This window comes from uncultured Tissierella sp. (genome assembly GCF_902479755.1).
Classification (GTDB): domain Bacteria; phylum Bacillota; class Clostridia; order Tissierellales; family Tissierellaceae; genus Tissierella; species Tissierella carlieri.
In genome coordinates, this window is the sequence record NZ_CABSQO010000001.1 from 24,784 (window position 1) to 39,125 (window position 14,342).

The 14,342-nt window shown below is 31.2% G+C and carries 15 protein-coding genes and 1 riboswitch; all 15 genes read right to left on the reverse strand.

Annotation, left to right across the window (positions count from 1 at the left end):
- Positions 1-219 precede the first annotated feature (219 nt).
- The gene (gene purF, locus RDK80_RS00115; protein WP_308523079.1) at positions 220-1,563 is read right to left on the reverse strand and encodes an amidophosphoribosyltransferase; all 1,344 of its coding nucleotides are present in this window, start codon (positions 1,561-1,563) and stop codon (positions 220-222) included.
- A 281-nt stretch (positions 1,564-1,844) separates the two neighbouring features.
- Positions 1,845-2,330: a 5-(carboxyamino)imidazole ribonucleotide mutase gene (gene purE, locus RDK80_RS00120; RefSeq protein ID WP_308523080.1), complete on the reverse strand. Its 486-nt coding sequence runs from the start codon at positions 2,328-2,330 to the stop codon at positions 1,845-1,847.
- 12 nt (positions 2,331-2,342) lie between these two features.
- A complete protein-coding gene (locus tag RDK80_RS00125) occupies positions 2,343-6,014 on the reverse strand; it encodes a phosphoribosylformylglycinamidine synthase (RefSeq protein ID WP_308523081.1) in 3,672 nt (1,223 codons plus the stop codon).
- A 143-nt stretch (positions 6,015-6,157) separates the two neighbouring features.
- Positions 6,158-6,259: riboswitch (purine riboswitch) on the reverse strand.
- Positions 6,260-6,310: 51 nt separating this feature from the next.
- The gene (locus RDK80_RS00130) at positions 6,311-6,814 is read right to left on the reverse strand and encodes a GNAT family N-acetyltransferase (RefSeq protein ID WP_094899817.1); all 504 of its coding nucleotides are present in this window, start codon (positions 6,812-6,814) and stop codon (positions 6,311-6,313) included.
- Between the two features lie 87 nt (positions 6,815-6,901).
- Entirely contained in the window at positions 6,902-7,309 is a 408-nt protein-coding gene (locus tag RDK80_RS00135) for a hypothetical protein (protein WP_308523082.1), read from the reverse strand.
- A gap of 70 nt (positions 7,310-7,379) precedes the next feature.
- Positions 7,380-7,604 (reverse strand): hypothetical protein, encoded by a 225-nt coding sequence (locus tag RDK80_RS00140; protein ID WP_094899815.1) that lies wholly within the window; start codon positions 7,602-7,604, stop codon positions 7,380-7,382.
- Positions 7,605-7,619: 15 nt separating this feature from the next.
- The gene (locus RDK80_RS00145) at positions 7,620-8,060 is read right to left on the reverse strand and encodes a hypothetical protein (protein WP_094899814.1); all 441 of its coding nucleotides are present in this window, start codon (positions 8,058-8,060) and stop codon (positions 7,620-7,622) included.
- A 1-nt stretch (position 8,061) separates the two neighbouring features.
- Entirely contained in the window at positions 8,062-8,268 is a 207-nt protein-coding gene (locus RDK80_RS00150) for a helix-turn-helix transcriptional regulator (RefSeq protein WP_094899813.1), read from the reverse strand.
- Between the two features lie 185 nt (positions 8,269-8,453).
- Entirely contained in the window at positions 8,454-9,227 is a 774-nt protein-coding gene (locus RDK80_RS00155) for an APH(3') family aminoglycoside O-phosphotransferase (RefSeq protein WP_308523083.1), read from the reverse strand.
- Between the two features lie 77 nt (positions 9,228-9,304).
- Positions 9,305-9,733 carry a hypothetical protein gene (locus RDK80_RS00160; RefSeq protein WP_308523084.1) on the reverse strand — a complete coding sequence of 143 codons (429 nt, stop codon included), beginning with the start codon at positions 9,731-9,733 and terminating at the stop codon, positions 9,305-9,307.
- Positions 9,734-9,792: 59 nt separating this feature from the next.
- The gene (locus RDK80_RS00165) at positions 9,793-10,080 is read right to left on the reverse strand and encodes a hypothetical protein (RefSeq protein ID WP_308523085.1); all 288 of its coding nucleotides are present in this window, start codon (positions 10,078-10,080) and stop codon (positions 9,793-9,795) included.
- A 30-nt stretch (positions 10,081-10,110) separates the two neighbouring features.
- Positions 10,111-11,055: an alpha/beta hydrolase gene (locus RDK80_RS00170; RefSeq protein ID WP_308523086.1), complete on the reverse strand. Its 945-nt coding sequence runs from the start codon at positions 11,053-11,055 to the stop codon at positions 10,111-10,113.
- Positions 11,056-11,194: 139 nt separating this feature from the next.
- Positions 11,195-12,217 (reverse strand): CPBP family intramembrane glutamic endopeptidase, encoded by a 1,023-nt coding sequence (locus RDK80_RS00175; protein ID WP_308523087.1) that lies wholly within the window; start codon positions 12,215-12,217, stop codon positions 11,195-11,197.
- Positions 12,218-12,458: 241 nt separating this feature from the next.
- A complete protein-coding gene (locus RDK80_RS00180; RefSeq protein WP_308523088.1) occupies positions 12,459-13,631 on the reverse strand; it encodes a M50 family metallopeptidase in 1,173 nt (390 codons plus the stop codon).
- Between the two features lie 74 nt (positions 13,632-13,705).
- Positions 13,706-14,326 carry a cyclase family protein gene (locus tag RDK80_RS00185; protein ID WP_308523089.1) on the reverse strand — a complete coding sequence of 207 codons (621 nt, stop codon included), beginning with the start codon at positions 14,324-14,326 and terminating at the stop codon, positions 13,706-13,708.
- Between the last annotated feature and the right edge of the window lie 16 nt (positions 14,327-14,342).

The window sequence follows — 14,342 nt, forward strand, 5'->3', positions numbered from 1 at the left end:
TAAACAAACCCTAAAGGACTACTGAATTATACCCTGCGGGGCAAATATCAGTAGCTAAGTGATGAACACAAAATCAAAAACCATGATTTTGGTTCCCTACTTAAGTTCACAATTGTCGCGGTCTAGCTATGGGGTCTTTTTCTGGCGACCAGCGGTCGTTTCTCTAATTGTGCATTGTGCATTGTGAACTGTGCATTTGTTCTAATCCTCTATATCCAACTATTCAATATCATTAGATATAGGATAGCTGTTATTCAAGCATCCTGTACAAAACTCTTCTCCATCTGCTGCTTTTAACAATCCTTTGAGAGATAAATATTCTAATGAATCTACCCCTACTAATTCCTTTATTTCTTCCTTTGACATTTGGGCTGCTATTAAATTTTTTCTATTTGGCGAATCCATCCATAAATGACATGAATAAAGAACTGGCGGCGAAGATATTCTAACATGTATTTCTTTAGCTCCTGCATTCCTTATCATTTCGATAGTTCTTTTTATGGTAGTTCCTCTCACTATAGAGTCATCTACCAATATTACCCTTTTGCCTTCAACATTTTCCTTTAATACGTTAAGCTTAATTCTAACTCCCTGTTCCCTTAAATCTTGAGTTGGTTCTATAAAGGTTCTACCTACATATCTATTTTTTATTAAGCCTTCAGCATAAGGAATTCCTGATTCCTCTGCATATCCTATGGCTGATATCGTACCAGAGTCGGGAGCACCTATAACAATATCCGCATCTACGGCTGCTTCTCTGGCTAACTGTTTTCCAGCCTCTATCCTTGATAGGTAAATACTCTTTCCGTCTAATTTACTGTCTGGTCTCGCAAAATATATTATCTCGAATAAACATGGGTTCTTACCTTTAGGCTCCTTCCTTATGGACTTTAATCCGCTTTCATCTATAACAACAATCTCTCCTGGCTCTATATCTCTTATAAATTCAGCTCCTATAGTATCAAAGGCGCAAGTTTCTGATGCTAATATATAATCTTCTCCAAACTTACCCAAAGAAAGAGATTTCACTCCATAAGGGTCCCTTGCACCTATTAATTTATCCGTTGTCATCATAACAAGCCCATAGGTTCCCCTTATTGCATCTAAGGCCTTTATTATAGCATCTTCCACATTGTCCTTGTGATATCTTGCTATTAGGTTGGCTATGACTTCTGTATCTAATTGAGATTGAAAAATTGTACCATTATCTTCTAACTCATCTCGTAACTTTTCAAAGTTTACTACAGCTCCGTCATGAGCCAATGCTAGTGCACCTCTCTTATATCCTACAACTAAGGGCTGTGCATTTACAGTAGTTGTATCCCCTACTGCAGCATATCTAACATGTCCTATGCCAATATTTCCTCGAAGTCTTTCCATAGTTTCCCTTGGAAAGACTTCATGTACTAATCCTAAATCCTTAAAATAATCAACAAAGCCATTGTTATTTACTGCAATACCTGTACTTACTTGACCTCTATGTTGTAGTGCATATAAACCATAGTATATTATTTTTGATACATCATTTCTTTTTTTGCTATAAATTCCTACAACTCCACTCAAGATTGCACCTTCTCTCTAGTTAGTTTCTATGCGCAGTTTCGCAACTCAAATTTATTTGCTCGCTACGCTTGTTGGGTTAGGTCATTTCCCGCAGTCTCACTGCACAAATTCATTTGCTCATTGTCATTCGCATGAATTTGGCGTTCGTTGCGTTTGACCTACATCAGCTCACTACTTTCGCTGTGTTAGGTCATTTGCCACAGTTTCGCAACTCAAATTCATTTGCTCTCTAACGGTCGCATGAATTTGGTGCTCATTGCGTTTGACCTACCTACAACTCGCTACGCTTGTTGGGTTAGGTCATAATCAATTTTTTCTACTTCTTCTGCCATCTCTTTTTTATATTCCTTGAATTTTTCCCTTAATTCAGGATATTTTATAGAAAGCATCTGAACAGCTAGAAGTCCTCCGTTTTCTCCTCCATCTATGGCTACAGTAGCTACTGGAACACCCTTTGGCATTTGTACCACAGAAAGAAGTGAATCCAATCCATCCATAGTGGAGGATTTAGCAGGGATTCCTATTACAGGAAGAGGGGTTACTCCTGCTAATACTCCAGCTAGATGGGCTGCTTTTCCAGCTATGGCAATAATAACTTCTGTATTGTTTTTCTCAGCATTTTCAGCAAATTCGACAGCCTTATATGGAGTTCTATGAGCTGATATTACTCTGACCTCATAATCCACTCCAAATTTATCAAAAATTTTAGTTACTTTCTCTGATATAGGTTTATCTGATATGCTTCCCATTAATATACTAACTTTCATTTTCTACTCCCCCTATTTAAAGTATTTTATACCTGATTCAAATATCTTATGTTCTCCTATTATGTTTGAATTCTTATATAATCCATTTCCTACTCTATCTATAGAGGAAATAGTACCAAGTATCCTTCCATCAGAACTGGTCATAGATTCTATACAATATACAGATCCTGTTGGATTCTCATCTATAAATTGAGTTGAAATTTGTCCCTTAGCTATTAGATCATCTATATTCTCCCCTATTACTCTTCCTTCTTTTGTAGCTACTGGTAAAGTATATACATCTCCCACTGTCATATCATTAAACCAAGGTGATAAATTTGAACTTACCTTAATATTGGCTAATCTTGAGATAAATTCTCCATTCTTGTTATAGGTAATATTTGTTGAAGGAGCTATAAGTCCTAGTTTCATCAATCCTAAGAATCCAGCACCTACTCCAAGGATTAATCCATCTCTCTTGTATATATGATTATTGATTTCTTCCATTACATAGGAATTACTTAGTATCAATTTCATTAGCTTTCCACCAGTTTCTGGTTCATCACCTAATAATGAACCATTTGGTAATCCTATTATTTGACATCCTTTGATTTTCTCTGCTAATTCCTTGTATGATTCTTCTATGTCTCTGAAAGTTAAAGTCTTAAACACAAAGGTATCTACTTCACCACCAGCTTGTTCAAAGCATCTAGCCATAGTATATTCTCCATGGGTTCCTGCAAATATTGGTATTAAAACTCTTGGTTTTGCTATACTAGCTTTTCTTGTAATTATATTTCCTTTTTCAAATTTAATATCTTCTTCATTTTCTTTGTCTCTATATATTGGAAATACTTCTTCCAATGGCTCTTGGAAGGATTTGATCAAAGAATCTAATTGAATGATTTCTTTATCTATTCCTATATGCTCTGCTTCTATTGTAGTTCCAAGGACTCTATAATTAATGTTTCCTAATACTGCTTCATCCTTCAATTCAATTATTATTGAGCCGTATAGTGGCTTAAACAAATCTTCTTTGCTTACTTCATTAAATCTAAATCCTATTTTATTGCCCATAGCCATTTCAGCAATAGATCTTGCAACTCCGCCAAATTTAACTGTGGAAGCTGAAATTATTTCACCTTTATCTATTAATTTTTTAATTGTGGAGTAATTTGACTTTAGTTGGCTGAAATCAATCATACCATCTTCATCTATATCCAATTTTATTAAAGCCACAGTTGAACCAGTATTTTTAAATTCTGGAGATATAATATTCTCTACTTTATCTGTAGTTACTGCAAAACTAACTAGGGTTGGCGGAACATGAATATCTTCAAAAGTACCACTCATACTATCCTTTCCGCCTATGCTTGGAGTATCTAATTCTTTTTGTACTAAAAATGCGCCAAGTAGTGCAGAAAATGGTTTACCCCATTTAGTTGGATCATTTCCGATTCTTTCAAAGTATTCTTGGAAGGTTAATCTTATTTTTTTATAATCTCCACCCATAGCTACAATCTTTGCTACGGATTCTATAACAGCATAATAGCCTCCATGGAATGGACTCCATTTTGAAAGTTTTGGTTCATAACCATAGCTCATTAAAGAGCAAGTATTTGTCTCTCCTTCCTGTACAGGAATCTTCGCAACCATTCCTTCTGCCGGAGTAAGTCCATATTTCCCACCTAAAGGCATCAATACCGTACTTGACCCTACAGTATGATCAAATCCTTCTACTAAGCCTTTTTGGCTACAGATGTTTAAATCCTTTATATTTTCTACAAATGCATCTATGGTATTTTTTCCTTCTACATGAGATGGCATTTTATCTAAATATAATTCTCCAATAGGTTGTTCTATATTAACTTTATTCTTCTTTCTTATACCATTGGTGTCTAAGAAACTCCTCTTGATATCGACAATAGTTTTTCCTCTCCATACCATTTTAAGAGTTTTTTCTTCTGTAACCTTAGCTACTACTGTGCCTTCTGAATCCTCCGCTTTAACAAAGGACATAAATCTATCTAGATTTTCAGGTGCAATAACTACGGCCATCCTCTCTTGTGACTCAGATAATGCAATCTCTGTGCCATCAAGACCAGGATATTTTAGTGGTACTTTATCTAATTCAATAAAAAGTCCATCTGCCAATTCTCCTATTGCTACTGAAACTCCCCCAGCACCAAAATCATTACATTTTTTAATCATCTTAGATACTTCTTCATTCCTAAATAAACGAACTATTTTCCTTTCTACTGCTGGATTTCCCTTCTGCACTTCTGCACCTGATGTGTGTAGGGATTCCTCTGTATGTTCCTTAGATGAACCAACTGCTCCACCTAATCCATCTCTACCTGTTTTACCACCTACTAGGACAATCAAATCTCCCGGCTCAGAATTTCCTCTATATACAGCTTCCTTTGGAGCAGCTGCAACTAATGCTCCTAATTCCATTCTCTTGGCCATATAACCCTTGTCATATATTTCTTTAACATATCCTGTTGCAGCACCTATTTGATATCCATAGGAACTATATCCTGTCTTCGCAGTCTGAGTAATCTTCCTTTGAGGTAATTTTCCAGACAAAGTATCTTCATATTTTTGTCTTGGATCTGCTGCCCCTGTGATCCTCATAGCCTGATATACGTAAGCTCTGCCTGATAATGGGTCTCTTATTGCTCCACCGAGGCAAGTTGATGCACCACCAAATGGTTCCATCTCTGTAGGATGATTATGAGTTTCATTTTTAAACATCAGCAACCATCTCTCAGTTGTACCATTAACGTCTACATCTATTTCAATGCTGGCTGCATTAACCTCATCTGATTCTTCCTTATCATCTAGTAAGCCCTTTTTCTTAGTTTCCTTCATATTGATAGTAGCCAAATCCATTAAGCAAATTGGTCTTTCTTTGTTTTCATAAACAAATTCTCTAGATTTTATATATTCATCTAATGATTTTTGGAATACTTCTTTATACTTTCCTGCATCCATAGATATATCTGTAATCTCTGTCATGAAGGTAGTATGTCTACAGTGATCTGACCAATAAGTGTCTATTAGCTTTAACTCAGTAATAGTTGGATTCCTATCTTCATCTTTAAAATACTTTTGGCAGAATAAAATGTCTTCTATATCCATACCTATTCCATATTTTGATTTAAAAGATATAAGTTGATTTTCTGTCATCTTTATAAAATCATCTATTATTTCTATTTCTTCTGTTGCTTCAGTTTCTTTTTCAAAGATAAAGCTATTAAATGCAATTTCCTTCATCTCTATTGGATTTATATAATATTTCTTTATTTTAGCTAATTCTTCTTCTGTTACATTTTCTAAAATTATTATTTTTGAATTTTGTGCAATTATTTCTTCATTTTTAGTTAAGATTCTAATCATTTGGTTAGCTGAATCTTCTCTTTGATTATATTGACCCTTTAGATATTCAATTCTAAATAATCTTTCGTTCGCTTTGATTGGAAGGTTATTTTCATATTTGTTATCTAAAATTTCTTCAAAGAGGATTTCTTTTACTATAAGCTCTTTTTCTTCTTCGGTTACATTGATTAAATCATATACATTTACCGTCCTTACCTTTGACAACCCTTGTACTTCCAAATAATCTCTAAAATCTTTTAGTAATAACTGACCTTCAGTATTAAACTCTTCCTTCTTCTCGATAAAAATTCTTTTAAAATCCAAATTTAACCCTCCTCAAAAAATTAAATTAAGCCCAGCCGGGTAGGCAAAGCGAAACCTACCCGACTGGGCTTTTATCCCTTCGGTGTAATACTGTCCATACAGTATCTGTACCGCTCGGTCCAGCAAGACAAAGTCTTCGGAACCCTAGGTACACTTTCGCCCATAGCTAAATGATTTTCGGTCATTTTGTAGAAACGTCTCAACCATATTATGAGACCTATATGAGCAACATATTCATTATTATTTATTACAATTACATATTAACAGTATGATTTATATCTGTCAAGAGTTGTTTATTATAATATTTTTTCAAATGCAATTCTCTTACTTTTATCCTCTAAGTAAATCACACCACAATACTGGAAACCATTTTTAGACAGTAACCTTTGCATTGATAAATTATCTTCATGGGTATCCACCCTAATGCTATTTATGCTTCTATTTAAGCAAAGCTCCTCTATGTTCTTGAAAATAATGGATGCTATTCCTAATCCTTTATAATCAGAATCAATAGCTATTCTATGAATAACTACATACTCTTCATTGCTTATCCATTTGCCATCATAAATATTCTTGTAGTTTTTTTCTTCTCCAAAAATAGCTACTACAGTACCAACAATATTATTATCTTTTACTAATACATAGCTTACTCCATTTTTTATATCATTTTTTACTACTTCATAATTAGGATAATTATTATTCCATTGTTCAATTCCTTGTTCCTTCATATATGCCTTTGCTTGATTAAAAATATTCATAATACTGTCAATATCTGATTCGACGGTTTTTCTAAATTCCATTTTAATCCTCCTTTAAGACTCAAACAATAGAGCCTGCTAATTAATTTTTATTTTGAATTTATTCTTATAATGTTACTAGATTTCTTATCAATGAGAATAATTTATAGCACTGGATTCCTTTTCTAAATATCTAATCAAAACAATAATTGTAAAGAATAATGATAATATAAATATTGAAAAGCCAAATGCGGCTTTAAATACACCTGTGGAGAAAAGAAATGCGATGATTTTCTTTGCAATATTATCACATATCCTTTCATCCATGTATTTCAATCTATATGAATACCAAAACAATATTGTGAAACCTCCTGATGCAACTAATGAAAGGATAACTCCTATAACAAAAGCTGCTATTTTGATTAGGAAAATTTCTTTATCACACATTTGCAATTCAGTAATATAAAAACTATAAAAACCAGTCATAGCATTATATATCCAAAAGAATCCAAACAAGTAACAAACTAACTTTAGTATCTTTATTTTATCTCTATTCATAATGTCCTCTCAAAATATTATATTTTCTCATTTGAGTATATTGAAGCCCATATTACTACATAATTAATAATTATATTGATTTTATAAACTTTTTTATTAAGTTTCTTTTGAAACTTTTTATTTTTGTTGTATCATGATTCATCGAATATAGACCAAATAGTACTAATGCAATGCCTACTCCCATTCCAAAACAATAAATACCTTCTGGCATTTCTATGAATTGTTTTGACCCTAATACAATACTATTAATTAGTAATCCCCAAATTATATACCCATTCATTTGATTATTCTTCATTTTTAATCACCTCACTCAGAATTTATAATGAAAATAAATTTTAAAGAATCCTTTAACTAATGCTGTAAATAATGTAGCTCCCAATAATGAAAAAAATACAATCTCATTGAAAAAACCAGATATTATAGTTCCAACCCCTAGCCCTATAATACATATTGTAATTCCCATAGCACCTGTCTTTTGCATTATCATAATTGCACGTTCATCATTTTCCTCGATATATAATTTTTTTAATGCTCTCTCATCCCTCATAGCTCTTACATTTTTAAATATATCTAACATTAGCAGAAGTTCAAGTCCGCATAAAGCTCCTGCATGGAAACTCATGATGAAATTAGGCATTTTAGGTAATTTATCTTGGTTTAAAAACAACACAAGATAGCTAACTGCTAAACCGATCACAATCGCTGACATCCATAATGCTCTAATACGAATTTTATCCTTAAATTTTTCCATATTATATTTCCTCCACTTCTGAAAAATCAAATACTTCCTCAATGGTCAGTCCAAAATATTTTGCGATTTTATAAGCAAGAACTAAGGATGCTGTATATTTTTCACACTCTAAGGAAGTAATTGTTTGCCTTGTTACACCGACTGCATTAGCTAATTCTTCCTGCGATAGTCTATGCTGCTTTCGTAGTTCTTGAATTCTTGTCTTCAAAAAATCACCTCTCCGCAATGTTTACTTTGCAATTTTAGTATAGTATGCTTTGCAAATTATGTCAAGTACACTTTGCAAAACAAGCTAAAAAAAGCAGTGAAATTTTCACTACTTTTTCTGTTTTAACATATCTTAATATCAGTAACCATAGGTATAGTGTAATTGATTTAACTTATTCTCAAATATTAAAAGAGCTCATCAAGAAGAATATAGTATTCAACTTTTTCCCAATCAGGTTGTATGCCTAGATGCTTAAAAAATAAATCGATGTAATCATCTGTTCCAAAATTATGTTTTAGTGATCTAACACATAAAGCTATATCTTGATATATATCAGCTATCCCACTTCTGCCTAAATCGATAAAACCACTTATTTTATTATCTTTAGAGAAAATATTAGGAAGACAATAGTCTCCATGAGTAAATGCTGGTGTAAATTCTTTAGGTTGATTATTCCTTAAATATTCAAGTAGTTCCATTGGAGTATCGAATCTATTATTTTCTTCCCAATCAGATATATCAACTAAATTATTTTCTATATTATATAATGCTTCCTTTAACTTTGTTTCTAGACTATTATCAAATGGACAGTCTTCAATTGAAATAGATTGTAACATCTTTATTCCATCAGCTAACAACCTAACTGCTTCCTCTGGATTATTAAGAAAGTAATCTGAACAAATCATTTCCCCTTCTATTTCTGTCATAAGTAAATAGTCAAAACCACCATATGATTTAAAGTATATCTTTCTAGGAACTGGTAGCTTATGTTGCAGCCACTCCATAATCTCATGCTCTTTCTCAAGTTCATTAAAGGTAGGTTGAACTTTTAGATAATATGATAATTTATCATTGTAATATCTATAGACTCCAGCAGTTGAACGACCAATATTATCTGCTTCATACAACATTCCATCGAGAAGTAATCTTAAATCTTTAGGGTACTGTTGAATATCCATTTTTGTATTCTCCTCTATCTATCTTCTAGTTTATACTTCAATTACTAATCATTCATCAAATATAGTTTCTATACATTTTATTTGTCAAAAATTTCTTTTAAAAAATTTTTATATCCATCTTCATAAATTTTGATTATATTATCATAGCTATAATCGCTTTGTGCAAAGGTCCCTGCAATAGCAAACATTCCTGATATGGCTCCAAACTTATCCCAGTATGCTCCAGAATTAGATTTCATTAGTAATTCTGAATGTTCATCAATACTTGAAGAAACAGCTTGTCTTAAAATATTATATGCATCTCCCTTTTTTTGCAACTTCTCATTATCCAACCAATCAATCTTTTTAACATTCTCATGAAAAGATAAAAAATGAGCAAATCCTTCATCAAAACATATATATTGCAGTTTAGATATAAAACTAGACTTCCCATCTGGAGTTGGATAATCACTATGAAGACATGCATGTGAATATTCATGAGTAAGTAAGCTCTTAATTATAGGCATCAGCTTCTCTACTGAATCAACATAATCTAACATTCTATTAATATAAATCTATATCAATTTTAAGTTCTATTTCCTCTATAGATATATTTAACTACTAAAAACACAATAAATCCAAGTATAGACAAAGTACCAAAGAAGGTCATAAACATAGCCTCTTTCATTGTTGGTCTAGGATTAGGTACTAATATAGGTTTTAAATAATTATATACTGCCACACATGCAAAAAATCCAGGTAAAATTATTCCTAAGTAGCTTTGCCTTTTTCTAGATAAATATATTACTGCAATAAGATATATAATAATGATTAAAAGTATAGTTAATAATAACTTATTTATGCCGATTTGCATACATGATTTTCTCCTTTGAAATAATTTATTTTAATTCAAATTCTCAATAAATTTTTCAATTTCATCTGCTATTTTTTCATACTCAATATCATGAACATAATGAGAACAGTCTAAGTTAACTATCTTCCCATCTTGAATATTTTCTATATAATTTTTCTGAAAGGTTCTCCATTCATCCTCATTCCAACCAGTTCCTTCTCCATTGGATGAAAACATTAGTATAGGAACATCGAGAACTCCATTTTCTCCTACTATACCTGCACTTGCCTTGATTTCTTGCACTTCATTTAACATTGTTTTTGTTGCTGTTCTTCGATAAAAAATAGCTTTATATAATTCTTTTTCTTCATCTGTCAATGATCCATATTTTATAGCATCACTTTGCCATACTCTAGGAATCCATCTTGTAATTCCTGCATTAGCTGCAAAAGCAGATAATTTTATTATAGGCATATTGATATTATATTCTTTATAAGATTCTGGGACTGCCATATCAAGTCCTATAATTGCTGATACTTCAGCTGGATATGTCTGAGCCCAGTATAGAGCTTCAATTCCTGACATTGAATGTGCACACAAGATATATGGTCCACTTATTTCAGCTTTCAAAAGTGCCTCTCTCGTTTCAGATAAAATATTATTAATATCTCTATCTATATCCACTACATCACTAAATCCATATCCTGCTTTTTCTACTACTACGATTCTATATTTATCATCCAGCAAAGAATATAGTGATTTAAAATCTAAAACAGGAGAGCATGTACCACCACCAGGCATAAATACTAATGTCATATCTCCTTGCCCTTCTGTATACACATGCATCTGATGTCCGTTTACTTCCACCATCTCTCCATTTGGGACGAATAACTCATCTTCTTTGGATAATTGAATTCTATGATTAATATAGCTAATTATTATAAATATAATAACTAACCCAATGATTATTCCTATGAACTTTAATATTTTTCTCATAATTTCCTCCAATTAGAATTATACAATTAGTCTTTAAGATATTCATATTATAAGTATGTATTTTAGTAGTATCTAGATTTTTTAACATTTTCCGTTATTAACAACTTAGTCTCTTAATCTAAATAATTAGGATGCTCAACTATATTACTTTATCATTTGTATTTTCTAAAATAGATTCATCTTTATACTCTTTCGTAAATAGAAATGGTAAGAATATAATAACATTAGAAATAAAAACTATTATTAACTCTGTTAACTTAATTGTCGTTTCATAACTAGCACCATCACTAAAGCCCATGCTATTGTTAATCAAATGGATAATTATAGCTGACCATAAATTCCCTGTTTTCATATAAACAAATCCAATGAAGATTCCACTCAATATACAAAACAAAACATGAGCTATTATGCAGTAAATAGGAGTGCTTGGGCTATAAAGCATAATACAAAGAGGTAAATGCCATATCCCCCAAATAAATCCAAGTATAATAACTCCAAGTCTTCTACCAAGTAAAGCTTGAAGTCTTGGTTGCAAAAATTGTCTCCATCCCAATTCTTCTCCAAAGAATGGTATAAAACTTAAAACTATAGTCATTGGTATACCAATAATAAGTTTAAATATATATTTAGCACTAAAAATTATTTTTAATGCTTCTAATAATTGTCTATAAAAAAATGCTACTAGCAAAACTCTAGTTAATTTTAGTCCAAGAAATAGTAAACAAAATAGTATGACCTTCTTAAAACTGCCTGTAGAGCTCATATTAATTTCTTCAAAGCAATTATTCTCATTATTTCCAATTAGAATTAAAGCCATTATACTATATATTATTATGATTATATCTAAAGTTCCGCTTACATGGCTGGGAAAAGCAAAAATTCCTATGAGTAAAATAATAATATATAAAATACTAATAATGATATAAGATATAAAGAACTCCATTAATCCACTAGAAATTTTATCCTTTCCATAATAAACTTTAACGGCAATGACAGCTAAGGCTGGATACATCATCTGAGCTCCAGCAAACCCCGATTTAATATCATTATCAATACGATTATAGACCAAGAACATTATTATCCCCATAATGAATGTAATTGCAAAGTTAATCAATAAGAATGTTATAATTTCACTCTTAGTCTTTGTCAAATTTGAGTTCATAATATCTCTCCTTTAATCAATTATTTATTTCATTTATGGAATAGCGAAGATATTATGAAGTAACTAATTATCCCTAATATAAATGCTATTATATTCCTCAAGTTAAAAAGTTTTCTCATATTTTATACCTCCTCAATTGTTGGACACATAGCTGAACTGCTACTTTTCATAAATTATATATTTTTATTTGATAATCCTATATAACTCATTATTCTAAATTTCCTCTATAAATTCAATTTATCTATATCATTTCATTAATCCTTATTTCATCTATATAATAGCCATGGAAATATTTATATATCTGATGCACATCTGATGTTATAATATTTTTTCTATCCATTAGATAATCCTTATTATCTCTAATCCCTAAAATTTGCTCTATTTGCTTAAATAAATATTTTCTCTTAGGCGTATTAGGTTCTATGGTATTCTTTAAATTTTTATATAACTCAAAGGATTTTTCTCTAGTATATTCATCTCTATGAAGCAACATAATAATGTGAAAATATAATATCTCAAGCATTACAGATGAACGTATTTTCGAAAGTATATCAGGATTTTCTAAAATAAAACTAATATAATTTTCTATAATCATGGGTAATTTCTCTAAATATCCTGCAAGATATTCTACAATTATTGTGTCTATAATACTAAGTGTAAACCAATGACTATCTTTATTTTTATATTTTTCTTCTAATTCCTCTAGAATGTATTCTCTTAGATATGTATTTTCATCTCTAGACTTTTCTGGCTGTGAAGATAAATATCCATAGCCATAAAATTGAATTCCACAAAAAAAACTATCACTCTTAATAATTTTATATGCAGGAAAGTCACCTATTACCAAGTCTTTTTTTATAAAGCTAGTGGCTAATAGGAATATGGTGATACCACTTAAGGATAAAATTAAACTTAGCAATCCTGCCCGAATATATATACTTGATGTAAATTTAATCATTACTATACTAATAAATGTTAGTACAATCCAAACTATTAAAGAACTTATAGGTCCCATTATTACTGCTTTCGCAAAAGCTTTTTGTTTTGACTGGAAATCTTTTTCATCCTTTACTGATATAATATCAGGGATTGCAATACCACCAACAGTTTTCATAGATGTTAGTTTAAATTTCCATTTATTATCCTCTTTAATTAATGCAAATATTGTAAAAAATATTGCTCTCATTTTAATTCCATTGCTAATAAAGCTTAATGCATGTCCAAATTCATGTAAGGTTACCGCTAAAAAAAATGTAAAAATAAATATTAATATATTTATATAAAAAGGCAGCTTGACGAAACCTTCTGGAATATGAATATAATCTCTTATGAATAGAATTGAAAATCCCAGTATAAATCCAATTATTCCTCCACCAACTAATTCCTTCAATATTCTATACTTCTTCTTTTTCATAGCATAAACACCTTCCCTTTTTACAAAAACAAATACAACTTTATCTATATCGCTTTAAATCTTATAAATTTACTCTACAATACTCTTGCAACAGCTCTCGTCATCGAGCTATCTGTCCTAATCTTTAATGGAAAAGCTATAACTTCAAAGCTTGGAATACCAAGTAATTTATCGAGATTTCTTAGATTCTCCATTATACATATCTTATTTTTAAAAAGCAATTTGTGTGTTTCAAAAGGATATCTGTCTGGAGAAGGCATATCTATCCCTAGCATCTTAATATTCTTATCTATCAATAACTTGGCAAAGCTAATATCTATAGCTGGATGACTTTCATAATAGGAGTTCTTTCCATATTCTTGATCCCAACCTGTGTAAAGCAAAACAATACTATTTTCTTCTATCAATTCCTTATACTCTAGTTTTTCTTTTATAATAGGTTGATTTCTTACATCAATAATGCATCCTATACCAATAAATGATTCTAATGGCATTTCATATATGTATTCTTTGCTTTCAGTTAAATGCATTGGTGAATCTATGTGCGTACCTGAATGCATACTAATATCTAGCCTATGATTGTTATAGAAATCCTCTTGTAAATTTTTTACTTGTTTTAATCCTGTCATGCTATCTCCTGGATAAACAGGCATATTATCCTCAATTATGCATGATAAATCTATTAATTTTTCCATATGACTTCCTCCATAA